This is a genomic window from uncultured Exiguobacterium sp., assembly GCF_964277885.1.
In the GTDB taxonomy this organism is placed as follows: Bacteria; Bacillota; Bacilli; order Exiguobacteriales; family Exiguobacteriaceae; genus Exiguobacterium_A.
In genome coordinates this window covers 1,449,019-1,474,835 of sequence record NZ_CAXYJR010000005.1, presented here as the reverse complement: position 1 = coordinate 1,474,835, position 25,817 = coordinate 1,449,019, and the positions used below count along the sequence as shown (strand labels likewise).

Sequence of the window (25,817 nt, the reverse complement as noted above, 5' to 3'; positions counted from 1 at the left end):
GGACGTATCATGGAAATGATCAAGCTCGAGCAGGTCACGAAAGGGTATCAAGGTAATCCGTTATTTGCAGACGTCGATTTGACGATTCAAAAAGGAGACATCGTCGGCATTACGGGACCGAACGGTTCAGGAAAATCCGTCTTATTCAAGATGATTTGCGGCTTCATCCATCCGGACGCGGGAACGATCACCGTCCGGAATGAACAGCTCGGTCCGACACGACGCTTTCCGGAAAACGTCGGCGTCATCATCGATCGACCGGGTTATATCGCGCATAAATCAGGATTTGAGAACTTAAAGCAACTCGCAGCGATCCGAAAAGTGATCACAGATGCTGACATCGAACAAGCGATGCGGACCGTCGGCTTACAGCCTGGCAATCGTCAGAAGGTCAAACAATATTCGCTCGGAATGAAACAAAAGCTCGCAATCGCGCAAGCCATCATGGAACAGCAGGATATCTTGATTTTGGATGAGGCATTCAACGCACTCGATCACGATAGTGTCTTGCGTCTGCGGGAACTTTTGTTGTCGTTCAAAAAAGAAGGGAAGACGATCATCTTGACGAGTCACAATCAACAGGACATCGACGCACTTTGTGACTCTGTCTACCGGATCAATCAAGGTCAGCTCGAACAGGTCGGCTAACACAAACAGGGAGTGGATCCGTTGATCCACTCCCTGTTGCATTACGATCGATTATTTTCCTGGTTTCGTCTTATAGAAGCTGTAGAAGACGCTGATCAAGATGACGAGGACAATCGTTCCGAGCGACATCCAGATTGGCATTTTGTAGACATCACCGAGAATCATCTTCGCTCCGATGAAGACGAGCATGAAGCTGAGACCGTGTTTCAAATAGTAGAAACGATCGATCAAGTTCGCGAGGACGAAGTAGAGACTCCGGAGTCCGAGGATCGCCATGATGTTCGCATAGAAGATGATGAACGGATCACGCGAGTACGCGAAGCTTGCTGCGACCGAGTCGACGGCGAAGACGATATCTGATACTTCGATGAAGAGCAGTGTGATTAAAAGCGGCGTGAAAAACAGCTTCCCATCAATTCGTTTTGCGAACTTACCAGACGAGATGTCTTGCGTGATCGGTAAACGTTTCTCTAACCAGCGAATCGTTTTGTTGTCTTCAAGCGACGTCTCTTGCCCGATATTCTTGTACATCATCCAACCTGTGTAGACAAGGAACGCGCCGAAGATGTAGTACACCCAAGCGAAGTTCTCAAGCAACGAAACACCAGCGACGATGAAGATGACACGGAAGAAGATTGCACCGAGAATTCCCCAGAACAAAACTTTGTGCTGATACTTCAATGGAATCGCAAAATACGCGAAGACGAGTGAGAAGACGAAGACGTTATCAATCGCGAGAGCCTTCTCGATGAAATAAACGCTCGTATATTCGACAGCAGCAGCGCTACCTTGGTCGATATAGAGCCAGCCTCCGAAGGCGACGGCAATCGCGATCCAGACGAACGTCCATGTCCAAGCCTCCCGAAGCGAAACTTCATGTGCCTTGCGATGGAAGACTCCAAGGTCAAGGGCGAGCATGATGAAAACGATGGCTAGAAAAGCAATGAGTAGTGTCAACAGCGCTTCCTCCTTTAAGGTGATTAGTTATCTTGAGTTAATTATAAGTTCATAAGAACTCAAAAGTAAAGAGGGAAGTGTGCTCTTTTTTGAAATTGTGAACAAAATCAAAAAAGCACTGCTCAAACGAACAGTGCTTTTAGTAGATTACGTGAGTGGTGGGAAATGTGGTACGACGTATGTTCCAAGTTCATCGATGACGTCTTCCGCTGAGCGTTCACCGTCGAATAGGGCGAAGAATAAATGATTGACGCCAAGCTCACGGTACAATTCGAGCAACTCGATTAATCGATTGCGACCGATCCGGAAACCGAGTCGAATCGGTGTTGCTTCTTCATCCGGATCGGCAGAAAGGTCGAGATGCATCGGCATCGAAAACGGGCGGAACGTTGTGGTACCGGCTGCTTGACTGGCAGCACGCCATTGTTCGATGGCACGCGCTTGTTCGAACGGACCTTGCGGATAATACATCCAACCGTCACCGTTTTTTGCGAGCCAGTCCATATCCTGCTGTGCGAAACCCGTGATCATCGTCGGGATTCGTTTCTTCGGGCGTGGCACGAGCGTCGCACCACGGACTTCTCCATACGTCGAATCGATTTGCGGATAGTCTTCGTATAAGGCTTGTTCCATCACTTGTAATGCTTTCTTGAACTGAGCACCGCGGCTCGGATGATCGACACCAAGTCCATGGAAATCGGCTTGTCGGTCACCAGACGAGACACCGAGAATCAAGCGTTCCGGGAATAACGCATCAATCGTCGCGACTTCTTTTGCAGAGCGTAACGGATGACGGAGCGGCAAGACGAGCGCTGACGTTCCGAGGGCGATCTGTTTCGTCTGGCTAAGGAGATGCGTTCCGTAAATCAGCATGTCATGAATCTGTCCGACAGCCGGATCAAGAAAATAAGGATCCTTTAATAAAACGTCGCGTAACCAGAGTGTCGTAAAACCATAGTTCTCTGCTTTTTGTGCGAGCTCGACTTGATTAACAAGCGTCGGCGTTCGCATCTTGAAATTCTCGAGCGGGACGTGGAGACCGAGCGTGAGCTCGCCCTCCCGGTACATCCGCTGATAACTTGCATGATCGTTAAACATAGTAGTCCTCCTTATTGATGTTCAAGACGACGAGAAATAGCTGTGAGGATGACGGCAAGGATAACCATGATCCCGCCGACCCATGGTGTGTGGACGAGACCGATCGTATCGGTGACGAGACCACCAATCGTTGCTCCGAGTGCGATGCCGATGTTGAAGGCTGCGATATTCAAGGCAGATGCGACATCAACTGCTGCTGGGACATATTTTTCAGCCAACTGGACGATATAGAGCTGGAGTCCAGGGACGTTCATGAACGCAAGAAGCCCCATTAAGATGATGCCGATGATACCGGCAACCTTGAACGGAATCATGAACGAGAGAGCAATCATGACGATGGCATGGATAATGAACATATAGAACAACGCTTTAATCGGATTACCGTTCGCGAGTTTTCCGCCGACCGTATTTCCGATCGCAACCGCGATTCCGTAGACGAGCAGAATGATACTGATTAAGCTCGGACTGATTTTCGTGACGTCCTGCATGATCGGTGTCAAGTACGTAAAGGCGACGAACGTTCCACCGTAGCCGAGGGCAGTGATCAAGAAGCCGAGCATCAAGCGTCCGTTCGTCAACAATTTAAACATGTCGGAGAACTTAGCAGGTGGTGATTGTTTCAAGTCTTTTGGAATCAAGAAGAAGCTTGCGATGATCGCGATGATTCCGAGTGCGGCAACCGCGAAGAACGTCGCGCGCCAACCGAATGATTGACCGATGAATGTCCCGAGTGGCACACCTGTAACCGTTGCGACTGTCAGACCTGTGAACATTAAGGCGATGGCACTCGCTTTTTTATGCTCCGGTACGAGCTGGACAGCAATCGTCGCACCGATTGAGAAGAAGACACCGTGCGAAAAGGCAGTGATGAAACGGGCGACGATCAACAATTCAAACGTCGGTGAGATCGCGGAGATCAGGTTACCGGCGATGAAGACGACCATCAATGCCATCAGTAATGTTTTTCGATTCATCCGGTTCGTTAGTGCTGTCAAGATCGGCGCACCGACGGCGACACCGATCGCGTAACCAGAGATGATGAGACCAGCGAGTGTGATACCGATATTTAAGTCACCAGCGATTGCTGCGAGCAGTCCGACGGGAACGAATTCCGTCGTACCGATCCCAAAGGCGCTGATTGCTAAGGCAAGTAGGGCAAGTCCGCCGTTTCTTGGGACCTGTTCCTCCTGGATCTGTGAGTTTAATTGATTCATGGGGATTCCTCCTAAAAATGATTTCAGTAGGGATCGTGTTCAGTGGGCCCGACCGAACATGATCCGATTGACATGACCCCAGCATAACCGGGGTGTTTCCTTTCGGGAAGTACGTACTTTAAAGTGCGATAGGCACTAAAAAGTACCCTACTCCTTCATTTAGATGCAAGGTCTAAAAGGAGGTTGTACTTTCCGTTGACAATTGCTATCATATAGCCAGCTAATCTGCTTGGGAAGTACGCACTTTCAAGTACGATAGGCACTAAAAAGTACCTATGCTCTTAACGGAATCACGAAAGGATGGAACATATATGCCATACAATATCCCGGTCGAAGCAACCCTTGAAGTCATCGGTGGAAAGTGGAAGGTCGTCATCATGTGTCATTTGATCAAAGGCGAGCGTCGGACGAGTGAGCTCCGCAAGCTGATGCCGACGATTACGCAAAAAATGCTGACGCAACAATTGCGCGAGTTAGAAGAAGACGGCGTCATCATCCGGACGGTCTTTGAACAAGTTCCACCGAAAGTCGTCTACTCGTTATCCGAGTACGGCTGGTCGCTGAAGCCGATTCTTGACGCGATGTGTGCATGGGGAGAAGGACATATCGATTTGACCGGTGGAGAGGTCATCTCGTCATGACGAACAAAAGTGAGTCTCACTCGAGACTCACTTTTTTGAATACATATACAAGGTGAGGAAAAAGATGGAGCAATCAATCGTTCAGTTCGATTCGATTACAGTAAGTTTTGAGGATAAAGCCGGCAACCGCCAGTCAATCGAGGAGTTTGCACAAGGATTCGAGCACGGCATCTTGTTTTTCGGTCATCCGCCGGAAACCAATGATATCAAAGTCGTCCTTGATCTGAAGACAAACTTTGGTGAACGGACGTTTCGATTTAACTTTTGCCGGATGGACCGGGCAATCGGTCATTATCTAATCGATGGATTGGTCTGGAAATGGGTCATCTTGTGGGAATGGTATTACCAGGAGAGTTATCAAACGGGTGAGTCCTACCATATCAATCGTCCAAAGGAAGGACTTCGTGATTTTTATCGACAAATCGATGTACAAAATGAGACCTGTTCGAATGATTATTTAGAGTCAGGCATTCACGAGGAGGACGTATCATTTACGGATAGTTATACAAATTTTGAGAACTTAGATTGGGTCACCGAAGGAGATCCGATTAATACATTAGAACGGATGCGGAACCAAGGTGTCTTTTTCGAGTATTATTTTAAAACCTGGATTGATTTAGAGCATTCATTGCCCGCGATTCGACGCGTCATGGATGAATTGTATGCATATACACCTGAATAATGCTTAATCAAATAAGACCGCTCCCTCTGTCATTGACAGAAGGAGCGGTGTTTTGGTTAGAACGCTTTACGTTGACCTTTTAGAATCGTCTGTTGCAGAGGACCAAAGTCCCCTGGAACCGTCCGTTCCATGAACAGATACGGTTTTCCATCAACGATGAATTTGTGATCGCCAAGATACTCGAAGTGGCGACCGTCATCCTTTAATCTTCGCTTAACAGCTTGAATATGGTCTTCATAATGGATGAACCGTTCATTAAACGTCATGACGATATTTCCTTTTTTGAATCCGAGTAAGAAGACATAGTAGAACCAATAGCCAACGAGACAAATACCAACGGCCAATAACAAATCAAACATGTGTGTCGAACTCCTTTCGTGTATACAGATTTTTACGAAACGCTCTGTAAAAAGATTCAATCAATTTCAATTAAAAGTAAAAAAGTATTCATCCGAAGATGAATACTCGTTATTTTTGAGCGATATATCTCTTTTGATCGAAATCATATTTAAATTCAACGATCATCCAATCATCACCCGTTGGATTTCGATACGAGTAAAAGAGAGATGTCTGTTTTTCTGGATATTCGACTGTATTGTCATTATAGGCTTTTCCGTAGAGCGATTTTGCGACGTCTGTCGCGGTCATGCCAAGTTTTAGCTTTTTGTAAGATGTATACTCCTTAGTCGCTGCATCGACAGAATTAGGTGCGAAAACAGCACCAATCATCGAGAGCGTGATCAGAAGCGCGAAAAGTACTTTCAACTGAATAAGATGTAATTTTTTCGTACGTGCCATCATGATTGTGTCTACTTTAATGAGTTTATTAAAAACCGTGCGTTTCTTTTCGTTTGAGATACCAGAGAAGTCCGAAGGTAATGAAAAAACCAATCGCACCTATGATTCCGATGAACAGGAAATCAATGAGATCATTACCTATATTCTTTTGAAAAAAATAGGATGAACCAAAAATCGCAGTGGTAATCATGAAAATGTTGCGTAGATGGCGTAGTACTTGGACGATCATGGATAACCCTCTTTCTTAGTTTTTCGTTCGACGGATCTCGGTCGCGACAATCGAGTCCTTTGCAAACGTCACTTGAATCGTATCACCCGTCTGAATGGCAGCCGTGTTATCCGTTTTGCCATAGACGATCGTGTCCGTTGTGACGCGAATCTCTGTTAATGCATACTGCTCGTCCGCATGTTGTTCACTCGGAGCGACGAATAACGTATCCCCTGTAATTTTCTCGACGATTCGTGCATCGTTCTCGTGTGTACAGGCACCAAGCGGCATACTAAGGAATAAAATAAAAGCGAAAAGACAACGACGTGTCGGCATGAACCAGGCACCTACTTTCGTCAGTTAATAGGGTTAGAAGAAATCAAAATATTATATAAATTTTACCAATTATGAAGCCGATTGATGCGAATCAAAAAAATATTCTTGCTCTGGAATGAAAGGAATTCAGGCAGGAATCGGCGTATGATTAAAGAAATACCATCATCTCGATCAGAGGAGGCATTACGATGAAGGCAGCCATCTGTACCCGCTACGGATCCCCGGACGTCTTGCACATAACAGAGGTACCACGTCCGGTTCCAAAATCAAACGATCTACTGATTAAAGTACATGCATCTGCCGTCCACTCCGGAGATCGTCGCATGCGTGCACTGGATGTTCCGCTGTTAGGGAAACTTCCAATGCGTCTAGCGATTGGTTTCAAGCGACCGCGACAACCAATTCTTGGCGTCGTTCTTGCCGGTGAAGTCGTCGAAGTCGGTCAAGACGTCAAGCAGTTCCAAGTCGGCGACCGTGTACATGCCTTGACGGGATTTGGCTTCGGTGGATACGCCGAATATGCATGCGTGTCTGAGAAACGTTGCATTGCAAAAATGCCGCAGCATGCATCATACACGGAAGCGGTCTGTCTCCCGTTCGGTGGTACGACGTCGCTTCATTTCTTCCGGAAACTCCAAATCGATCAGATGAAGACGATCTTGATTTACGGTGCGTCGGGCGCTGTCGGGACGGCTGCCGTTCAGATCGCTAAAGCAAAAGGACTGCAGGTGACGGCTGTCTGTAGTGGACGAAACACGGAAAGGGTCAAAGCACTCGGTGCCGATCACGTCATCGATTATACGAGGGACGGTTACGATGGATTGTTGCTCAAATTTGATGCCGTCTTTGATGCATCCGGAAAGATCAATAAGACGCAAGCGAAAAGACACGTCAAACAAAACGGTACCTTTGCATCTGTCGCGGGGCAGGGTGTGGCGAGAGAACGGAAAGAAGATCTATACTATTTAAATGAACTGTTTGAAGCGGGACGATTTAAAGCCGTCATCGACCATATCTATTCGCTTGATGAGATCGTCGAAGCCCATCGTTACGTTGACTCCGGACAAAAATTCGGTAACGTCGTCGTGTTAATAGCAAACGAATGATTCATCGAACCACCTGGGTCAGGTGGTTTTTTTATGTTTATCCAATATATGTTAAAATAAAATGGGCTATTTTAAGGATGGGGGATATAGCGATGATGAAACAGATTCATGCGTTTGAGACAAAAACGGACTATGACAAATACGAAGCGGTCACGCATCGCTTTCAAGCACGGTTAGACGAGTATCAAACGATCTTACAAGAGACGTATCAACTGATCGACGTGCCGAAAGGAATTGTTTGGACGTCAGCGGAACTCGCGACGACCGTCTTATCGGACATTCCGATTCCAGCATTTACGAATAAGGACTTGATCTACATATCACCAGATGTTACAGAGTGGCGAACGTTATTTTTATCCCAACTCGACGGGAAGGACGTACCACATATTCGAGCATTCTACGAAACGCTCGCGGAAGATCACGTCTTGACGATTGCTGGTCATGAACTGACGCATCACTTGGATTTGTTCGTTGATGAATTCGACGATGAGAGAGCAGACGGGATCTGGTTCGAAGAGGGAATGTGTGAGTACCTGCCCCGAAAGCATTTGTTGTCGGACGAAGCATTCAAGCGAATTACGACAATTGAGACAGAATTGGTCGAGCTCTTTCAGGAGGAGTATGGAGCGCGCTCGATTGATCAATTTGGGAGTGCCTCCTATGCCGGTAGTCTGTCGAGTATCATGTTTGATTATTGGCGGAGCTTTCTCGCGATCCACCATCTTATCGAGGAACGGTATGACGGGGACGTCTTACGTGTTTTTGAAGCATATCGGAACTGGCATGAACAGGGGCGGATCGTGCCGCTATCGGAATACTTCAATCTTCAGACGGTAAGACGCTAAGCTGTGTTTGTAGTGGAGGAGGGCTTATGAATCGTTACAGTATTCTTTCGTTATCTGCATTCATCTGTTTTTGTTTCTTATTTTTCCTGATGAAGAGCGGAGGCAGTCTGAAAGGGTTTGGAAGCGTCTATATCCTACTTCTGTTTATCGTTCCGTTAGTCGGCGTATACACAGGGTACAAAACGAGGCATCGAATACTCAAGTGCGGATTCGTCGGCATCCATCTCATTACGTTCTGCATGATGTCATATTTACTGTTACTGGCTTACGATATTTCGGAGTCATAAAACAGATTAAATAAAAAAGTCAGCTGATTCCATCTAAAAAAGGAATCAGCTGACTTTTCATGTTATGTAGTGCGAAACAAGTTATCATCGCGAACTCTAGTTTCGCTTCGGCAAACTAGTCGTCTTGCCCATCTCAACGACTCGGTCGTCTTGAAGACGATATAGCAAGTATTCCTCTTTTTGGAGCCCTTGACCACGGACTTTTACGGCAATCTTATAGCGTTTTTCCTTATCGCGGTGTTTGTCGTCATAAGCAGAGTGGAGTGAGACGACACGAGCTGGACCGTATTTTTTATCGACATAAGTCTCAACCTTAGTGCTGACGTGCTGCTCGAATCGTTCATCGTATCGGACGTCTAAGTAAAACAGCAGTCCTCCTAATAGGAGTGAGACAATTAAAACGTTCATTCCGACTTTTCTCAATTCATCACTTCCGATCGTTCCATAGCATTAAGCCTAGAAAAGCTGTTACAGATGATCGAAAGACGATGCATCATAACAGCAAATGAATCATTAATTTGAAAATCTACATCAATTGAGTGATTGCTTTAGAGATCGACTCCAACTAATTTAAGAATGATGACGATCGTGATAGCTGAGAGTGCAAAAGAACCGGCAAAAGCAAGTTGTTTTTTCAAAGGGATCTCCTCCTTATGAAAAGTTTACCGTTAGTATGTCATTAAACGAGATATATGTAAAATTAATTCCAAATCATAACGCGATTTCTTAATACGATGTTTCATTAAGAAAATGACAATATCCCTACTCCTCGTTTCATCAAGGCAATAGGGATATTTTTTCATGTCCACCAATCCGGTGGAGTGTATCTCGTTAAAAGATCTTTCTCGACGAGTCTCTGATTCACATAAGACGTGACGCTTGGAAGTAGCGCATCCATGTTAGCAGGGTGCACCATGACCTCAACGGATGAACCGGGTGTGATTGAATCAAGGATCGCAACCGAAACGCCCTCTCCATAAAATCGATCATCGAATCGATTCGTTAGCCAGAGATCCCGGTGCTTCTCGTTCCCAGCAGCACGGAACGTCGTTTGATATTCGTTAGCGAGATCGACGATGACGGAATCAATTGCGGACCAGCCGTGGATATGATGGTGACTGTCTAAGTGATGCAGCGACAGACCTGTAGCAAGAAAAGCTTCAATCTGAGCTTTCCATTCCAGGTAGACGTCTTCGGGATTCGGTGGCTCTTCCTTCAAAAAGCGACTCGTGAAACGGAATGTTCCGTCCGCTTTCGTTAACGACTGACTCGTTGGCGCGAGCGGTTTTCCCCAAGAGAGCACGAGATGTACGCCGACATGCAGGTCTGGGTGTTGCTGACAAAGTCGAACGGCATCTTCGACCGCATGTCCGTTCATCATCAGCGTCGTTGAATTGACGGGACCGTTGAGATGACTCTCGATGATGCCTTGATTGATACCCGTCGTCAAACCGAAATCATCAGCATTGACGATTACACGCGTCTTAGGCATGCGTCGTTCCCGTCAGCGAGAGTGCTTGATCAAGCACTTGATCGCCCTTCATCAATCCGTATGCCATGTTGTCAATCACGGCAACCGGCACGTTAACTGCTGAGCGGATTTTATTCTCGAGGTAGCGGACTTGCGGACCGATTAAGATGACGTCCATCGTCGTATGATCCTTTAGTCGTGATTCGGGGACCGCTTCAATCTTTGCATTAAGTCCTCTTGCTTCAGCTTCCGTCCGCATTTTTTCTACTAGGATTGAGGTGGACATGCCTGCTGAGCAGACGAGTAAGATGTTCATTTCGTTTCCTCCAGTCGGTTGATTCTAGTGATCATGTCGATCATCTCGGTCGCCAATTCCTTGACTGTCATTGCCGTCATCAGATGATCTTGAGCGTGGACGAGTAGAACACTCATCTCGTTGCTCGTTCCTCGTGCTTCTTCTTGCAACAGTTCTGTCTGAAGTTTGTGTGCCTCAAGAAACGAGGTCTCTGCTTCCTCGAGTTTCGCTTGGACAAGTGCTTCGTCACTGCGTTTGGCAGCAGCAAGTGCTTCAAACGCACTCGAGCGTGCATTTCCGGCATGTAAGATGATCATGAACGATAGTTGTTGGATCGATTCTGTCTTCAACTGATTTTCTCTCCTTCGTGGACGTTGTCTTTGTTTCGATTGATTTCGGCAGTCATGGCGCGAGCTCCTGCTACGACGAACGGGATGTAAATGAGTGTCGCGAGCGTTAAGTTGAACACCTGAAGTAGGACACCGCGAATGCTACCACCGGTGACAAGGTATCCGCTGATGATCGGTGGTGTCGTCCATGGTACGATAGCGACCGTCTTTGGAACCATTCCGGTTGATAGTGCAACATATGAGACGACCGTCAAGACGACTGGTGCAAGAATGAATGGGATCAACATGACCGGGTTGAGCACGATCGGCATACCGAAGATGACCGGTTCATTGATATTGAACAGACCAGCTGGTGCTGATAGCTTAGCGACTTGATGATAGGGATGATTGCGTTGTTTCCTTACGACGATGAAGATGGCAAGTAGTAGTGACAAAGTCGTACCAGAGCCCCCCATGAAGACGAACGCGTCGAGGAACGGTTTTGTTACCGTGTACGGGACGTCATAGGCTGAGGCACCAGCTTGAAAAGCAGCTAGGTTCTGTTCAATCAGCGGCAGGTAGATCGGCTCGATGACTGACCCGATGATGTTCGTGCCGTGTAGACCGAAGAACCAGAGGACATGGTTCAATAGGGCGATAATTAGAGCAGCGGCGAGCGAATCACCGAAGCCTTGAAGAGGCTGCTGAATTGCTTTGAAAATGACTTCGAAGATACTGAGTTCGAGTTTTACTTGAATGAATAACTGAATCGCAGCAACGACCGTCAAGATGATCACCGAAGGAATCAAGGCTTGGAACGAACGTGTGACACCACCTGGCACACCCTCCGGCATTCGGATCGTCAGCTTCGTATGGATGAGAAGGCGGAACGCTTCCGTCACAAGAAGCGAGACGATGATGGCGACGAATAAGCCTTGTGCACCGAGCCAAGCGAAGCTAAGTCCCCAATCCTTCGTGACTGGAACGAGCATGACATAAGAAGCGATTGACAGGATACCAGCGGCGAGACCGTCGATATCGTAGGAACGTGCCAAGTTATAGGCGATCGAGAAAGCGACTAGTAAGCCGAGAATCGCGAAGGAGGCATTCCAAATGTTGCCGCCAAGCCGTTGCCAACTACCTTCACCAAAAGCATTGTTCATCGAGCCGACGAAATCGAGCGACCAGCTACCGAGCTGGATCGCAGGGAAGTTATTGATCAGAATCGCGAGTGAACCGACGATGATGAGCGGCATGACAGAGACGAAGCCATCACGGATAGCGACAAGATGGCGCTGGGAACCGATCCGTCCGGCGATTTCAATGAACTTATTCATGAGAGAACCTCCTTAAGTTGGAATTGGGGTAGGTAAGAATGATGTGCGCGAAACAGCTCTTCAAGTAAGGCATCGATCCGTTTTTCGTCTTGAATCAATGGATTCATCAGGGCAGCCAGATAAGCATCCTCGTACTTTCCTGTGATGGCTGCTTGAATCGTCAGTTGTTCGAATGTCTTTAAGTTCGTGATCAGTCCACGGACGGGGAGTGGCAAGCTACCGATTGAAAGTGGTCGTGGTCCGGCTTTTGTGATGACAGCGTTGACCTCGATGACCGCCTCTTCCGGTAAGTCACGGATCGTCCCTTGATTCAGCGTATTGACGGTTTGGATATCACCACGGTCGTTATAAAGAGAGTCCATTAAGTTACATGCTGCATCCGAGTAATAGGCTCCACCGCGTTGCTCAAGCTCCTTCGGTTTCACGTCGAGCGATACGTCTCGGTATTGTTCGAATAGGCGGCGCTCGACTTCTTGGACGACTTCAGCGCGTGTTCCGTGCTCTTCGTAAGCCTGTAAATCTTTAGCGAGCACGTCACGCGTTTGGAAATAATACTGATGGTACGGGTTCGGTAACATCTTGATCGAATTCAGGAACGACTCCGACCAACCGAGTCCAACGATATTCGCTGGGGAGTAGTCATTTCCTTGACTTAACGCAGCAAGAACGTCTTCTGTCCGATCGACACCATTTACCGTGACCTGTCGACCAAAGATGAAGTGATTCAATCCGATGAATTCGATCGAGACGTGCTCGACGGGGGCGTGCAGGATTTCAGCAACGGAATTCCGCATATTGAACGGGATGTTGCAGACACCAATCACCTTCTGATGTTTGGAATGTTTTAGAAGTGCTTCGGTCACGATTCCTGCAGGATTAGTGAAATTGATTAACCAGGCGTTGGGACAAAGTTCGGCCATCTCGTCAGCGAGTTCGAGCAAAACAGGAATCGTCCGGAACGCTTTGAACATACCGCCAGCACCATTCGTTTCTTGCCCGATGAAGCCGTGCTTCAGTGGGATGCGCTCGTCAAGCGCCCGCGCCGTAAGACCCCCGACTCGAATTTGCGTCGAGACGAAGTCGGCTCCGCGGAGCGCTTCTTTTCGATCGAGCGTCCAACGAAGTGCGATCTTCACGTTAGACTTGTCAATCATCCGTTGGGCGAGTTGACCAACGATTTCAAGCTTCTCTTTTCCGTCTTCGATATCGACGAGTACGACCTCATCGACCGGAAAGGAATGGTGACGCAAGATGAAACCTTCGATGATTTCCGGTGTGTAGCTGGAGCCTCCACCGATGATGACGACCTTGAGTGGCATGTTGTGAATTCCTCCTCATGAAAGCGATTTCTTTTTGTTGTAACAAATGTAACAAATAATACAACTTAGAGCAATATAAAAATACAAATAAAACAAATTAAGATTTGTATTTGCATTTGTATGATGTCTGTATCACAATAAAGGCACAAAGGATAAGAGGAGGAGGTGGCGGTATGTCGCAATCGACGTTACAGACGGCAATCAAAGAAGAGTTATTGTCGCGAATCAAGAGAGGCTATTACGAAGAAGGAAAGAAATTCCCGACGGAGTATGTACTTTGTGAAGAGTTTGATGTCAGTCGGACGACGGTTCGGGGAGCATTGAATCAGTTGACGCTTGAAGGATATCTGATTCGACAGCAAGGGCGTGGGACGTTCGTCGCTGGTAAAAAAGTGCGACAGACGTTGTCGCATACACCGAACAATTACGCCGCTCAGTTAGCGGTGCAAGGTAAGCGGGGCGAGGTGTCGTTGATTCAATTGTCTGTCGTCTCAGCGACCGACGTCCTAACGGAAGTCTTTCCTGTAGAAGAGCAAGCGCCCATCCAGAAAATTGAACGGATTCGTCATGCTGACGGTGAACCGACACAATATGAGATCTCATATATCCCGTGGTCGATTGCTCCAGGGATCACGAAGGAACAAGCAGAACATTCGTTGTTTGATACGCTATCGAAGGTCTTCGATATCCAAGTGGCGAAAACGACGGAGTCACTCGAAATCGTCTTAGCGGATGAAGCGATCAGTAGTCATCTGAATTGTCCAGTCAATGCACCGTGTTTCTACATCGAAACCGTAACGGAGGATCAGGAAGGACAGATCATTGAGTATTCACGATCCTACTTCCGCGGGGATAAAACGAATTTCGTGATTGAACGTTCGTATCGTTAAATGGAATAGCGCTGTTGTTGAGAAGCGCGAAGAAAGGTTGAATCCATTCACACATCGAAATGGATTCAACCTTTTTTTACATCGTGATTTTGATCGAACTCATGACATACTAAGTAATAGTTGAGGCTGTTGGGAGAGTAAGTAATCGTTTTCGACGTAGCGATGGTGTGACAATGACGAATCGTTCATATGAAAGAGCGTCAACTGTCGACTTTCGAAGTCAACTTCTTCTATGTAGACAAGTTCTTCGCTGATTACAGCATCATTTGTTTGACGCATAGCTAAAGGGGTTCTCTCCCGTAGAGCAATGAATAAGATGACGGTCATCTGATTCGCCTTAGGAACGAAAGTCTCATTATGGAGAGTGATGGATTCGTCAATCAAGAGACAGAGAACGGGATTCAGGATGGGTAAAGACGTAGGCTGGATCATTTCTTTTTGAAGGTGCTGCATGGTGGACCTCCTCATAATAAGAACGTATGTTCATATTATGAGGTGTAGCTCCATTTTTTGCAATCTTATTTAAGGTGAATTCCTCTTGAATGTATCATCCATACCCGTACAAAAAATAGCGAATTTTTTGTACGATGACTTCTACTGTCGGTGACAGATCAAGTTTTTTTAAATGGGTATGGAGAGATATTTATATGTCTTGAGATAATCGAATCATATCTGTGCACCGAATCCCGTTTTCAATCATGTCCTCTTCGTAGTGCTTCAAGAAGAAGTTCATGTCGACTCCGACGATCCGGAATCCACATTTTTGATAAAGCGCCAACTGCCCGATGCTTGAATTGCCTGTCCCGATTTCGATGGTCGTATATCCCATCGTTTGTGCTGCGGTAATAGCATGTTACAAGAGATATTTTCCGACTCCCTTCCCTTGGTAAGGCTCATCAACTGCGATATTTACGATTTCAATCGTTTGCGGTCTTGTCGGAAGAAGAACAAACACACCGATTAGTTGGTCGTTCTTTTCAGCTACGAAAAAACGGCCACTTTTTAAATAGGACTCGACTATTTTCGGAGATGGGTCCGCTACTAGTAAGAGCTCCATCGGGGGCTTCTCATGAACGGACAATTGACGGATGTTCATGTTCATAACTGTACACTCCTGACGAATTCGTTTAATGAGTTCACTTTTCTCAAATACTTCAAATTCAATGATCTGATATGAAAGGATTCAGTTATTCTTCTGGATCAGCTTCTTCGATGTTAAGACACTCCATGACGGTTTGTCTTCTTCGTGAATTTTTATAAAAAGAGTTCATAACTGTCGAATGGATAGGGGCTTCTTGTAGGTCACACAAAAACTGACAAACTGTAAAGGAGACCAAAATAGAGTGATAGCGCAATTCCAAGACTTAAATAGAGTGTATTCAAAGCATCGTTCGTTTTTTTGATTGCAAACACGAGTAACCCTGAAAAGAGAAGACTCGTCATGAATAAAGTAAAGGCGGTGATGGTCGGTTCAAATTGTACTCGGCTGTACACTTGATCGAGACTCGGAAAAAGGAACGCTGATAATGTTCCGGATCCACTCGTCTTTAACGTGTCTTGTATCGAATGCGGTGGCTCTTGTTGTCCTAACCAGGCTGTCGCTGCGAATAGTAGCAATAGCAAGATCCCTTCCATCCGCATTCTTGACCGGCGGATGTGAAACGGTTGGTCAGGATGCGCATAACTCCATTTTCCGTTCGAGAAACCAAGTATCAATATAGGAAGGATCAAGACATGTTTCCATAACAGGGACTGACCATACGGTAAAATCCAGGATTCTGCATAATCACCGATCGGGATGACGACGGACATCAGATAGATACCGGAACCAATGATCAGGACGACACATAAGATGATGAGTGGTTTGAACCACTCCAGGAACTGCTTCCAGTTGTGAGCGGTTTTACTCGAAATCCCCAACACGAGTAATCCTCCAGTCCAGACAAAAACGGACAGCGAATGGATCGTATGGACGACGATTCCTTGTGCACCTGTAATACTTGAAGCATGACCAGCCCATGCCAATGTCACGACCATGAGGAATAACAGGAATACTCCGAGAGAAAAACGACCTTGACGAGTCGAAAACGTGACAGTAAACAACAGGAGACATAATACCGTCATGAAAATCCAGGCATGTCCGACTTCGAAAGTAAAAAGAACGGATCGAAGCGTCATCCATAATCCGATATCCTCATATAAATAATAGACGATGCGGATGACGGATAGGGAAAAAAACAAAGGCATCAATAGAATGAAGAGGCGAATGCGTCGCACAGGAAACGAGATATCAGGACGATATGACACCGGAATCAACGGAATGGAAAAGTATCCGATTAACAGAGCAAGACATCCGTAGAGTAGTGTATCGCTGATGACATAGAGAATAATCATCGTTTACGACCACGGAGGACGATGCGACTAAAGAAGTAGATGACTAGTACGAGGAAACCTCCAGCAATCAGAAGGGGTGAAACACTACCATCATCTGCTGAGCGCATAGTCTTTGGTTTGGGTCGTACTTCGTCTTTTGCTCGTGAGTCCGGTGCCGTATCTGTTGTCGTGCTTGTCTTCTCTTTCGACGCGACAACAAAAGAATAGGTGCCATTAATCGGATGGCCATCGGTACCGATGATTTTCCAGTCGACACGATACGATCCGGATGTCAACGGACGTTCCCAAGTCATTTGCATTTTTCGACTTCCTTGGTTGTATGTGCCTTCAAGCGGCTTCGAAGCACCTGCTGGGTACACTCGAAGAGAACCTCCTTCTTCGATGTTTGACTCAAAATTCAACACGATCGTGTCGATCGGCTCGACGGTATCATTTGCTGCCGGGTTCGATGATTCTAGTCCGGTATGTGCGAATGCGTTCATCGGATAACATACGAAAAATCCGAATACGAACGCGAAGAAATACAGTACTTTTTGCATCTGTTCGACTCCTTTCTCTGATTGAGTATGTATGAGTCCACTCATTAAGAGAGGGACTCAACAAATTTTGACGCTTACATTAGTAAATGCTAATATGATGATAACATATTAGCAATATCGAATATGAAAAAGGAGTGAACACTTTTGGAACGGTTACTCGATCCACTTGAGATGAAGGTCCGTGTCGTCCACGGATTTTCCAATAAAACACGTTTACAAATCTTAGAAAGCTTAGCAGAAGGGGAAAAGACGGTCACGGAAATCGTGACGGCGGTGCAAGGAAATCAGTCGAATATCTCGCAGCACCTCGCGTGTTTAAAGGGATGCGGTCTAATCCGAAAGCGGACACAAGGGAAATTTGGTTATTATTCTTTACGAAACGAGACGGTTCGGGACCTCTTACGATCGTTCGGGGATTTGACACTCGAAATTGGTCGCGAGTCCGCTTGTTGTGAACATCATATCGAGGGGGAATGATTGATGGCAAGCTCATGTTGTGATGGTAACGAAGAAAAGCAAAGTGGTACGAACCTCTCGCAGAGTAAGACCTGCTGTAGCTCGAACATCGTACAGATAGACGATCCTGTAGGAGAGAAGGTAGAGAATTGCTGTAACGGTGCTTCATCCGAAGTAGCGGGAACGACCATTCGAAACGCACCGGCAACGGAACTTCAAATAACAGAAGACGGTTGTTGCGGTACGAAGCGAAAAACGGCATCACGTGACGATGGGATACAGAGAACGAATACGGCGACATCGAGCTATCGCATCGAAGGAATGGATTGCCCGTCTTGCGCAGCGACCCTTGAGAAAGGACTGGCGACGCTTCCGAACTATCAAAACGTCTCCGTCAACTACGGTGCCGGACGATTGAAGCTCGATAGTGATGGGGAGCTAGATGTGCATCAGCTGGAGACGGCAGTCAATAAACTCGGCTTTCAATTAGTCATTCCTGATCAAGCAAGCCATCGAACGGAGACGTTCACCGTATCGGGAATGGACTGCAGTAGTTGTGCCAAGACGATCGAGCAACATTTTCAAAAGATCGCGGACGTACAGACTGTCACGGTCTCCTTCCCGCGGGGCGAAATGGATATCGCACATCAGCTGGATGTGAGAACCGTACTACAGGAGTTGCAAAAGATTGGCTTTGATGGACAAGTGAAGGGCAAGAGACCGGAGACGACTGCGAAACGATCGTTTGATGGTATCGCATTAGGGATGTCTGGTGTGCTCATCGGAATGGGGCTCGCGCTTCAACTACTTGACGTCGCCTATCTTCCGAATACGTTCTACGGCATCGCTTTATTGATGAGTGGATGGAAGGTATTCCGAAGTGCTTATTATGGTTTGCGTGCCCGATCGCTTGATATGAATGTCTTGATGAGTGTCGCGGCAATCGGGGCAGCACTCATCGGGGAATGGCTGGAAGGAGCGACGGTCCTGTTCCTTTTCGCGATCGGCAATCTGCTTCAAAATCATTCGCTTGCACGGACGCGGAACTCGATACAGACGTTGGTCGACCTTGCACCTAAAGAAGCGTTCGTCTTGACGGCAACAGGCGTCAGTCGTCAACCGATCGAAACGGTACGTGCTGGCGAGCAGATCCGGATTCGACCAGGGGATCAGGTGGCACTAGACGGCAAGATCGTCAAAGGGACGACGACGATCAATCAAGCTCCGATTACAGGTGAGTCGATTCCGGTCGACAAAAGGGAAGGGGATCAAGTATTCGCCGGGACCTTGAACATGGACGGCTCCTTCGACATGATCGTCGAGAAGACCTATGAACAAACGACGCTTGCTAGCATCATTGAACTAGTCGAGGAGGCGCAGGACAATAAGGCACCAAGCGAAGCCTTCATTGATCGATTCGCCAAGGTCTATACGCCATTCGTCTTTTTGGGGGCGCTGTTGGTCATGGTCATTCCGCCAGTACTCCAATTCGGTAGTTGGGGCGAATGGTTCTACAAAGGACTCGAATTGATCGTCATCGCTTGCCCGTGTGCACTCGTCATCTCGACGCCTGTTGCGATCGTGACTGCCATCGGAAATGCTGCTCGAAATGGAGTCTTGATTAAGGGGGGTGTCTTCCTTGAGCAAGCTGGAAAGATCGAGGCAGTCGCTTTTGACAAGACTGGAACACTGACGAAGGGCGAACCTGTCGTGCAAGAATTCCAAGTATTTTCCGGTGAACGGGATCAGGCGTTGCGTATGGCGAGTTCACTTGAGCGGCATTCGAGTCACCCCTTAGCGAAAGCGATCGTAGCATTCGCGACGAAAGAGGGCGTCGCACCGATTGAGGCGGATACGATGATGAATCGTGTCGGCAACGGCGTGACTGGCGAATTCGGTCGCGCGACGTATCATATCGGTGGAACGAAGTGGTTTGGTGACATGGGATACGATGTCGATTTGCTAGACGTGGACGTCTCGAAACTTGAGCAACAAGGATATACAGTCGTATGGCTTGCCGATGAGACACATCTATTGGCGATGTTCTGCCTCTCGGATGCAGTTCGAGAAGAGAGTGTTGATGCGTTACGTCGTCTGAAGAACGAACTGGGAATCAAGCGCCTTGTCATGGTGACGGGTGACAATGAGGGAGCAGCTACGCATATCAGTCGAGCACTACCACTTGATGAAGTCCATGCGCAACTCTTGCCGCAGGAGAAAGTCCACGTCATCGACCATTTGAAAAAACAGCAGTTCCGGACAGCGATGGTCGGGGATGGGATCAATGACGCACCAGCCTTCGTCACGGCAGATTTAAGCATTGCGATGGGGGGAGCCGGAACGGATACGGCGCTTGAAACAGCAGATATCGTCTTGATGGCAGACAATTTAAAAAAGCTTCCGTATACGTTCGATTTGAGTAAAGCGACGTTGACGATCATCAAACAAAACATCGTCTTTTCGATCTTGATCAAAGTAGTAGCGATGTTGCTCGTCTTCCCGGGATGGTTGACGTTGTGGATGGCAGTACTCAGTGATACAGGAGCAGCTGTCCTCGTCACGTTGAATGCCTTACGCTTACTTCGGAATCGTCAACCGTGAGGAAACGGCTTGAATATATGATTACCTGAAAAGAAACACCTTACTCCCGAACGATACCGTGGAAGTAAGGTGTTTTCAGTGATTCGACAAAAATGACTTCATCGATGATCGTAACGGTTTCTCTTTTGGAAGGGGATGTTGCCCGTTCATCGATCATCGAACAACCGCTGCCGCAACAAATGGGGGAAAAGATATCGTAGATCAATGTTGTGACTCATATGGAGAGGAAGTAGAGGGACGAGTGTGAAGAAATACGAGATACCACCACTTTAGTAAGTAAGTGAATAAGAAGACACACATCCATGCCCACGGTCGTAGCGTCATCAGTCCTTCGTAAAGGTGTCCGAATTCTGTCGTCTCAACGCGGTACATCGAATTCCAGATGAATAACGCGTACAGAAAGAAGATCGCTAGACCCGCTCGAACCGATGCTTTTCTTAGAAACACATGCTTGATGGTGACGAACGTCGTACTAAAAAGCATAATAAGAAAGAAAGCATAGTATAGTACCCAAACCCACATGTCATTGGTTGGCCCCATTGTATAGACCTCCTTCTGTTCAGTTAATCATGGATACGCTGCGTACGTTTAAACCGAGCTGTAAGGATGACATCAATTAATAATCCTCTCAAGAACCAGCTGTTCAGCTTCAGAATGTAGATCACGGACAGTGGAACGTGGAGAAAAGTAAGGGGAGTCAAAGGCGAAAACCTTTCCATAGGATCATTCGTCTCCGATGGAGTGGGATACGAGTCATTCGACTTGAATCAAGAAAGCGGACACACCACTACCGTTTTCGTTCCAACGTGCGTTGATTTCATATGTGTATGTTCCTTGGTCGGTCGGTGCCTTGAAATATTCATTTTTAAATGAAACCTTTTCGCTTTTCGTTTTCGTGTCCCAGCGAACGATTTTCAGGGTGTCTGGTTCACGTTCGAAGGAAAGATGAATCTTTTCGTTCGGTGATACGATGACTGAATTGCTTTTTTCTGTCATGTGCAATGCATTGACATAGATCATATCGACACATCGACCACTGAACAAACTGGACCAACAATAAGAACCTTGGACGGTCGGAACCTGCTTACCGTCTATTTCAACATTCGGGTCATAGGGTTCGGCACGAAACGGTTCGAAATAGATGAAAAAAGTGATCAAGACGATTAATGAGCCAATCAAAATGAATTTAAGGATACCGGTTCCTCCTTTATGGGATGATCGTTTCGAATCGGAAATCAAGATCCATCACGTCATTTATCATGAAGATGAATGCTAGTATAAAATCATTTTCCACAATAAACTATTGAATCCCTTCAAATGGATTAAGGAATTTTGAGAGAACTCGTATCTCTTTGTAATGGTTTGATGCAATGAAAGGCTAGCGGTTCAGGCATCAGTCACCTGAACCGCTAGCCTTTTTGGAGATGACATCCGAGCACTTGTAGAGCAACGGATCTATTTCGTGAGTCATCCATTCGAAGGGATGGTACCTTAAACGATATGCAGCGATTGTTCGACTGAATGGGGTCATGCGATGCATCCTCTTGTAGAGGTCAGTTTTCTTGAACGAAGGATGGAAGAATCAATACTTCTCCCAATGGGTTTGATAATCGAGGATATATTGACTCAGGGGAATCGGCTCGGTACCTGTTACCTCGCGGAATTGACGGTTCGTTCGTTTCGTGAGTCCGAGACTAATCGGAAGGTGTAACATGATGACTTCATTGACGTAGCTTTTCGGATATCCTTTTTGGACCATCTTCATTTGGAAGAATGGAATCGAAGGGTTCGTGTAACGGATCGTCTTTCCTAAGAGTAGCGTCATCAGACTCGCGATCTCATGGAAACCGAAAATCTCTTCACCATGCAACGTATAGACACGATTGAAATGGGGAGCAGGATGTTCGAGGCAATGGATGACGAACGTCGCGATATCCCGGATGTCGATCATGCTTGTCTTCCCAAGACCAGCGGGCGTAACGATCTGCTCGTGAAATCGGATGTCATCACGCATGAAGAGATTCAAATTTTGCATGTAGTATCCGGGACGGATGATCGTAAACGGGATACCGGTCTCTTGAATGATCTTTTCGATCGTATGGTGAGGTGTCAGCGGAAAGACTGGAACATCCTTGAACGAGAGATAAACAATGTGCCGGACTGAGGTGAAGCGCAAATAGCGCAGAAAGAGATGGAACTGTCGTGTTGATACTTGGGACGGATACATCAAAAAGAGTTGATCGACGCCTTTTAACGCTTGTGAAAACGTTGAGATATCGGCGTAGTCCAGGTGACGATAGTGAAAAGCATTGCCGAATTTCTCTGAAGCAGCTGCTGGGTCGATGACAGCCGCATGAAAGGGAATATGTCGCTTCATCATTGCATGACCGACGGCTAGTCCAACGTTTCCTGTGAATCCTGTTACTAAAATCGTCATGTGTAACGTCCTTCCTGTACACTTGACTGAACTGCAGTTTGATGAGAAGTAAATCATGATATGTCTAAGAAAAAGTGAGATGGTAAATCGTCCGCTAATTGCTTTATCGTAACTTGATTGAGCGTATTAAAGAATGAAATCAGTGCCGCATCTAATAGTTGATCTAACGCACGTACCTGATAACGCGTTCCCGGGAAAAGCGGACATTCGAATAATGCGACGACTTCTCCGACCCGGACAGTATGACTCAATGGAAGGAGTTGAACACCACCTTCTCGTCCAGCATGGGTTCGTAAAAGACCTGCTCTTCCTAATATTGAAATGATTTTCGTAAGATGCTCGTACGAGATGTTACATTGAAGCGAAATATCTCTCGTCTTTACGTATTCTCCTCTTCGTGTCATCGATTTTGAGGTGTGTGTTAAAAAAAGTAATGTCAGCAAGCCGTGTTCCGTAGCACGTTTCAACCGCACGATCGCATCTCCTTTCATTTTTGACTGACGATGATATCAGACAATCAAGAGACAATATCGCGTCATGGAGGAAAAGGGCGCTTTCGTCATGTAAACATGCGTGTAGGAATCATCGAATGTGATCAAAGCAGAAATGAGGTGTGCGCGAATGTACCGACAGGAGAGACTTCGCCGTTGAGGCGTAATCAGTTCATCTCTTCGAGAGTCGAAGTCGAGCAACAATTGCAATGGGTACTCTGTGAATATCGTCACCTGACAATGAATACCGAGCCTGTGATAATAATCGACGATGCATTGACGAACGAAAAGCGCTCGTTCATGAGTAATCATATGCTTTGCCCTCCTCTTCATCTACCCAATCGGATAGGTGGTCTTTTATATATTGCCGAAGGGTGATCGGGCGTTCACCAATCAGTTCTAGAAAGTGGTTATCCGTCTCATCCGCTAGACCTAATAAGATCGGAACATGAAGTTTGGTGATTTCATTGGTTTCTTCGTAAGACAATCCATGTTGCATCATAAAGGACCGGAAAAAATCAATCGACGGGTTCGTATACATGATCTCTGTTTCAAGTTCTTCTCCGAGAAGCTGGGCGACTTCGTAAAAATTGTAAGCCGCTTCACCGCTGATGGTATAGATTTTATTGAAGTGAGTGGCTGGGTTTTCAATACACGTCATCACGACGGTCGCTACGTCACGGGCATCAATCATGCATGTCTTACCAATTCCTGCCGGTGCGAAGAGGTGTGCATGATCTCGTAACATATCTCGCATGAACATGTTTAAATGCTGCATGTAGTAGCTAGGACGAATGATCGTGTAGGGAATGTCGGTTTGGCGAATGACGACTTCAATACGATGATGTGGCGTGAATGGGAGGGATAGAGCGTCTTTGGCTGAGAGGTAGACGATGTGTTGCAGGGCAGTCTGTCTGAGATAATGAATAAAATATTCGAATGTCTCCAAGTCCGCGTTTGCAGGAAATTCGAGAAAGATTTGATCGCATCCTGCGAGTGCTTCTACGAACGTCGAGGCATCCTGGACATCGAATCGACGAAAGTCAAAATGCTCTCCATATAATTCGGAAGCGGCTTGTGGATTGGATACCCCGATGCAAAAAGGCTGTTCTTCCGTGCGAATACGTTGGCTGACGAGCTGCCCGATCGGTGAAGAAAAGTCCGTAATGAAAATCATGGGAAAATTCCTTTCCTCTCTTAGATGAACGAGGCAACACTGATGTTGGAAAGTGGTAAATAAAATACTTGTATTAGTTATATAATACCCTAATTATCCTTCAAATACTTGATATATGATAATTACTTCTAAAAACATAATTAAGTATTCCATTTATTCAATATATGAACCTTAATAATCAAAAAAATTAATTATAAATACTTATGTTTACATATCTAGGTTTATTATGAATATTACTTGACGTAAAGGCTATCGTAAATTTGCGCGTATGTTTCCTTGAGTGACCTAATCGCATTCACGTCTGTTCTGATGACATCCACTACAACAGTCGATACATACAAAAGGAAATCCGAGTCAAAGAAGACGATGTAAGCTGGTATGTGCCCTAAATAGACGTTTAAGCAGTAGGAGATGATTTCATCTAGCTTTATATGTTTCACATGTGCGTATACGACACCTGTATGAGCTACTTCATCTTCCACGATATACTCTTTCCAGTTTCGAATCGTGATCGATGAGCCTACTCGTGCCTTTGCTAAGTAGCGCAGATGATGATGGATGTATGCAGCAACGAATAGAAGGTGGATGGATCTGTCTTCTTGAAAATCGTCTGGAGAATTTCTTTTAACTGCGAGGCGTTTAGATCCTCCATTAAAAAACGGATACTGCGTTTTGGTGTTGACTGAAAATAGGGTGTTGGTTTCCTGATATCAAACTCGATCTGGAACTGTGATAAATCAAGCATAAAGAAGTCTCCTCATTCTATTAAAGTTTTGATGACGAATAGGGAATGTGACGGATGAAGGCATCCAGCTGAATGTCGAAGTACGCTTCAAGATCGAATCGAAGTTGCCTTTCTAAATCAGACAAGCACATCACTAAGGTGTCGAGAGGAAAAACAGCGTTCATCCGTTCGTCGCCCCATATCGATTGAATGCGACCTTGATCCGTGGAAGGGACCATCGATACGATTGCCCCTTCTTCATCATGATCAAATTCCACCGAGTAATAAGAGAAGGTAGGAATGAAGGTCGACGTCACCAATCTTTTCCACCGATACAACGATTTATAAAACTCGAAGATGGATAACGATGTTTCGAGATATAGTGCATGATCAATGATGATTTTGACATTCGCTTCAATCGACAGAATGGTGGGGATGTCCCTTGCTGAAGCATTTGAAATAGCGTTCGGTGAATTTAAAAAATCATACGTACATATGATTTGAGAAGACATGTTCATCACTCCGGTTCAAAAATTG

31 protein-coding genes and 1 pseudogene are annotated in these 25,817 nt (G+C 46.3%); 8 read left to right on the top strand and 24 right to left on the bottom strand.

Going from position 1 to position 25,817, the window contains the following annotated elements:
• The first annotated feature begins 9 nt into the window (after positions 1 to 9).
• A complete protein-coding gene (locus ACHWTJ_RS09500) occupies positions 10 to 648 on the top strand; it encodes an ATP-binding cassette domain-containing protein (protein WP_294741822.1) in 639 nt (212 codons plus the stop codon).
• A gap of 51 nt (positions 649 to 699) precedes the next feature.
• Here ACHWTJ_RS09500 and ACHWTJ_RS09495 read toward each other — a convergent pair whose 3' ends face one another.
• From ACHWTJ_RS09495 to ACHWTJ_RS09485, 3 genes are all read right to left on the bottom strand, one after another.
• The gene (locus tag ACHWTJ_RS09495) at positions 700 to 1,605 is read right to left on the bottom strand and encodes a TerC family protein (RefSeq protein ID WP_294750306.1); all 906 of its coding nucleotides are present in this window, start codon (positions 1,603 to 1,605) and stop codon (positions 700 to 702) included.
• A 147-nt stretch (positions 1,606 to 1,752) separates the two neighbouring features.
• The gene (locus ACHWTJ_RS09490; protein WP_394679551.1) at positions 1,753 to 2,703 is read right to left on the bottom strand and encodes a TIGR03571 family LLM class oxidoreductase; all 951 of its coding nucleotides are present in this window, start codon (positions 2,701 to 2,703) and stop codon (positions 1,753 to 1,755) included.
• Positions 2,704 to 2,714: 11 nt separating this feature from the next.
• Positions 2,715 to 3,917, bottom strand: a complete 1,203-nt coding sequence (locus ACHWTJ_RS09485; protein WP_394679550.1) for an MFS transporter — start codon at positions 3,915 to 3,917, stop codon at positions 2,715 to 2,717.
• 311 nt (positions 3,918 to 4,228) lie between these two features.
• Here ACHWTJ_RS09485 and ACHWTJ_RS09480 point away from each other — a divergent pair, with 311 nt between their 5' ends.
• Together ACHWTJ_RS09480 and ACHWTJ_RS09475 are read left to right on the top strand one after the other, a co-directional pair.
• Positions 4,229 to 4,558, top strand: a complete 330-nt coding sequence (locus tag ACHWTJ_RS09480; protein ID WP_294750302.1) for a helix-turn-helix domain-containing protein — start codon at positions 4,229 to 4,231, stop codon at positions 4,556 to 4,558.
• A gap of 64 nt (positions 4,559 to 4,622) precedes the next feature.
• Positions 4,623 to 5,240 (top strand): hypothetical protein, encoded by a 618-nt coding sequence (locus ACHWTJ_RS09475; RefSeq protein ID WP_394679549.1) that lies wholly within the window; start codon positions 4,623 to 4,625, stop codon positions 5,238 to 5,240.
• Positions 5,241 to 5,296: 56 nt separating this feature from the next.
• Here ACHWTJ_RS09475 and ACHWTJ_RS09470 read toward each other — a convergent pair whose 3' ends face one another.
• The 3 genes from ACHWTJ_RS09470 to ACHWTJ_RS09460 form a co-directional block, all read right to left on the bottom strand.
• Positions 5,297 to 5,599: a hypothetical protein gene (locus ACHWTJ_RS09470; RefSeq protein WP_394679548.1), complete on the bottom strand. Its 303-nt coding sequence runs from the start codon at positions 5,597 to 5,599 to the stop codon at positions 5,297 to 5,299.
• Between the two features lie 109 nt (positions 5,600 to 5,708).
• Positions 5,709 to 6,041 (bottom strand): hypothetical protein, encoded by a 333-nt coding sequence (locus tag ACHWTJ_RS09465; protein ID WP_394679547.1) that lies wholly within the window; start codon positions 6,039 to 6,041, stop codon positions 5,709 to 5,711.
• A 241-nt stretch (positions 6,042 to 6,282) separates the two neighbouring features.
• The gene (locus tag ACHWTJ_RS09460; RefSeq protein ID WP_394679546.1) at positions 6,283 to 6,582 is read right to left on the bottom strand and encodes a hypothetical protein; all 300 of its coding nucleotides are present in this window, start codon (positions 6,580 to 6,582) and stop codon (positions 6,283 to 6,285) included.
• A 188-nt stretch (positions 6,583 to 6,770) separates the two neighbouring features.
• On the opposite strand from ACHWTJ_RS09460, the gene ACHWTJ_RS09455 reads away from it, so the two are divergent.
• Positions 6,771 to 7,688: an NAD(P)-dependent alcohol dehydrogenase gene (locus ACHWTJ_RS09455; RefSeq protein ID WP_394679545.1), complete on the top strand. Its 918-nt coding sequence runs from the start codon at positions 6,771 to 6,773 to the stop codon at positions 7,686 to 7,688.
• 92 nt (positions 7,689 to 7,780) lie between these two features.
• Positions 7,781 to 8,533 (top strand): collagenase, encoded by a 753-nt coding sequence (locus tag ACHWTJ_RS09450; RefSeq protein WP_394679544.1) that lies wholly within the window; start codon positions 7,781 to 7,783, stop codon positions 8,531 to 8,533.
• Between the two features lie 383 nt (positions 8,534 to 8,916).
• On the opposite strand, the gene ACHWTJ_RS09445 is transcribed toward ACHWTJ_RS09450, so the two are convergent.
• From ACHWTJ_RS09445 to ACHWTJ_RS09420, 6 genes are all read right to left on the bottom strand, one after another.
• Positions 8,917 to 9,228, bottom strand: coding sequence for a hypothetical protein (locus tag ACHWTJ_RS09445; protein ID WP_394679543.1), 312 nt, complete (start codon positions 9,226 to 9,228; stop codon positions 8,917 to 8,919).
• Positions 9,229 to 9,619: 391 nt separating this feature from the next.
• Complete coding sequence (gene chbG, locus ACHWTJ_RS09440) at positions 9,620 to 10,312, bottom strand: chitin disaccharide deacetylase (RefSeq protein ID WP_394679542.1); 693 nt, start codon at positions 10,310 to 10,312, stop codon at positions 9,620 to 9,622.
• Positions 10,305 to 10,607 (bottom strand): PTS sugar transporter subunit IIB, encoded by a 303-nt coding sequence (locus tag ACHWTJ_RS09435; protein ID WP_394679541.1) that lies wholly within the window; start codon positions 10,605 to 10,607, stop codon positions 10,305 to 10,307. The genes chbG and ACHWTJ_RS09435 overlap by 8 nt, the downstream gene beginning before the upstream one ends.
• Positions 10,604 to 10,936: a PTS lactose/cellobiose transporter subunit IIA gene (locus ACHWTJ_RS09430; protein ID WP_294751539.1), complete on the bottom strand. Its 333-nt coding sequence runs from the start codon at positions 10,934 to 10,936 to the stop codon at positions 10,604 to 10,606. Before ACHWTJ_RS09430 ends, ACHWTJ_RS09435 begins: the two co-directional genes overlap by 4 nt.
• On the bottom strand, positions 10,933 to 12,252 hold the full coding sequence (celB, locus tag ACHWTJ_RS09425; RefSeq protein WP_394679540.1) for a PTS cellobiose transporter subunit IIC: 1,320 nt from the start codon (positions 12,250 to 12,252) through the stop codon (positions 10,933 to 10,935). The genes ACHWTJ_RS09430 and celB overlap by 4 nt, the downstream gene beginning before the upstream one ends.
• Complete coding sequence (locus tag ACHWTJ_RS09420) at positions 12,249 to 13,571, bottom strand: 6-phospho-beta-glucosidase (protein WP_394679539.1); 1,323 nt, start codon at positions 13,569 to 13,571, stop codon at positions 12,249 to 12,251. Before ACHWTJ_RS09420 ends, celB begins: the two co-directional genes overlap by 4 nt.
• A gap of 173 nt (positions 13,572 to 13,744) precedes the next feature.
• On the opposite strand from ACHWTJ_RS09420, the gene ACHWTJ_RS09415 reads away from it, so the two are divergent.
• Entirely contained in the window at positions 13,745 to 14,461 is a 717-nt protein-coding gene (locus ACHWTJ_RS09415) for a GntR family transcriptional regulator (protein WP_294746732.1), read from the top strand.
• Positions 14,462 to 14,560: 99 nt separating this feature from the next.
• Here the strand turns inward: ACHWTJ_RS09415 and ACHWTJ_RS09410 are convergent, their stop codons facing one another.
• From ACHWTJ_RS09410 to ACHWTJ_RS09395, 4 genes and pseudogenes are all read right to left on the bottom strand, one after another.
• Positions 14,561 to 14,914, bottom strand: coding sequence for a hypothetical protein (locus ACHWTJ_RS09410; RefSeq protein WP_394679538.1), 354 nt, complete (start codon positions 14,912 to 14,914; stop codon positions 14,561 to 14,563).
• A 190-nt stretch (positions 14,915 to 15,104) separates the two neighbouring features.
• Positions 15,105 to 15,557 (bottom strand): annotated as a pseudogene (locus tag ACHWTJ_RS09405) (GNAT family N-acetyltransferase).
• Positions 15,558 to 15,763: 206 nt separating this feature from the next.
• A complete protein-coding gene (locus ACHWTJ_RS09400; protein ID WP_394679537.1) occupies positions 15,764 to 16,855 on the bottom strand; it encodes a copper resistance D family protein in 1,092 nt (363 codons plus the stop codon).
• Entirely contained in the window at positions 16,852 to 17,394 is a 543-nt protein-coding gene (locus ACHWTJ_RS09395) for a copper resistance protein CopC (RefSeq protein ID WP_394679536.1), read from the bottom strand. The genes ACHWTJ_RS09400 and ACHWTJ_RS09395 overlap by 4 nt, the downstream gene beginning before the upstream one ends.
• 171 nt (positions 17,395 to 17,565) lie before the next feature.
• Between ACHWTJ_RS09395 and ACHWTJ_RS09390 the strand changes: the two genes are divergently transcribed.
• Positions 17,566 to 17,871 (top strand): ArsR/SmtB family transcription factor, encoded by a 306-nt coding sequence (locus tag ACHWTJ_RS09390; protein WP_394679834.1) that lies wholly within the window; start codon positions 17,566 to 17,568, stop codon positions 17,869 to 17,871.
• 3 nt (positions 17,872 to 17,874) lie between these two features.
• Positions 17,875 to 20,451 (top strand): heavy metal translocating P-type ATPase, encoded by a 2,577-nt coding sequence (locus tag ACHWTJ_RS09385; RefSeq protein WP_394679535.1) that lies wholly within the window; start codon positions 17,875 to 17,877, stop codon positions 20,449 to 20,451.
• Between the two features lie 201 nt (positions 20,452 to 20,652).
• On the opposite strand, the gene ACHWTJ_RS09380 is transcribed toward ACHWTJ_RS09385, so the two are convergent.
• From ACHWTJ_RS09380 to ACHWTJ_RS09345, 8 genes are all read right to left on the bottom strand, one after another.
• A complete protein-coding gene (locus tag ACHWTJ_RS09380; RefSeq protein WP_294746712.1) occupies positions 20,653 to 20,991 on the bottom strand; it encodes a hypothetical protein in 339 nt (112 codons plus the stop codon).
• Positions 20,992 to 21,204: 213 nt separating this feature from the next.
• Positions 21,205 to 21,690: a hypothetical protein gene (locus tag ACHWTJ_RS09375; protein WP_294746710.1), complete on the bottom strand. Its 486-nt coding sequence runs from the start codon at positions 21,688 to 21,690 to the stop codon at positions 21,205 to 21,207.
• A 343-nt stretch (positions 21,691 to 22,033) separates the two neighbouring features.
• On the bottom strand, positions 22,034 to 22,888 hold the full coding sequence (locus tag ACHWTJ_RS09370; RefSeq protein WP_394679534.1) for an NmrA family NAD(P)-binding protein: 855 nt from the start codon (positions 22,886 to 22,888) through the stop codon (positions 22,034 to 22,036).
• A gap of 53 nt (positions 22,889 to 22,941) precedes the next feature.
• Positions 22,942 to 23,361, bottom strand: a complete 420-nt coding sequence (locus ACHWTJ_RS09365) for an Rrf2 family transcriptional regulator (protein ID WP_294746704.1) — start codon at positions 23,359 to 23,361, stop codon at positions 22,942 to 22,944.
• Between the two features lie 36 nt (positions 23,362 to 23,397).
• Positions 23,398 to 23,691 (bottom strand): hypothetical protein, encoded by a 294-nt coding sequence (locus tag ACHWTJ_RS09360; RefSeq protein WP_023468121.1) that lies wholly within the window; start codon positions 23,689 to 23,691, stop codon positions 23,398 to 23,400.
• Positions 23,678 to 24,556: an NAD(P)H-binding protein gene (locus ACHWTJ_RS09355; RefSeq protein WP_394679533.1), complete on the bottom strand. Its 879-nt coding sequence runs from the start codon at positions 24,554 to 24,556 to the stop codon at positions 23,678 to 23,680. The genes ACHWTJ_RS09360 and ACHWTJ_RS09355 overlap by 14 nt, the downstream gene beginning before the upstream one ends.
• 535 nt (positions 24,557 to 25,091) lie before the next feature.
• Positions 25,092 to 25,301 carry a hypothetical protein gene (locus ACHWTJ_RS09350; protein WP_394679532.1) on the bottom strand — a complete coding sequence of 70 codons (210 nt, stop codon included), beginning with the start codon at positions 25,299 to 25,301 and terminating at the stop codon, positions 25,092 to 25,094.
• A 20-nt stretch (positions 25,302 to 25,321) separates the two neighbouring features.
• Entirely contained in the window at positions 25,322 to 25,792 is a 471-nt protein-coding gene (locus ACHWTJ_RS09345) for a hypothetical protein (RefSeq protein WP_294746695.1), read from the bottom strand.
• Positions 25,793 to 25,817 lie beyond the last annotated feature (25 nt).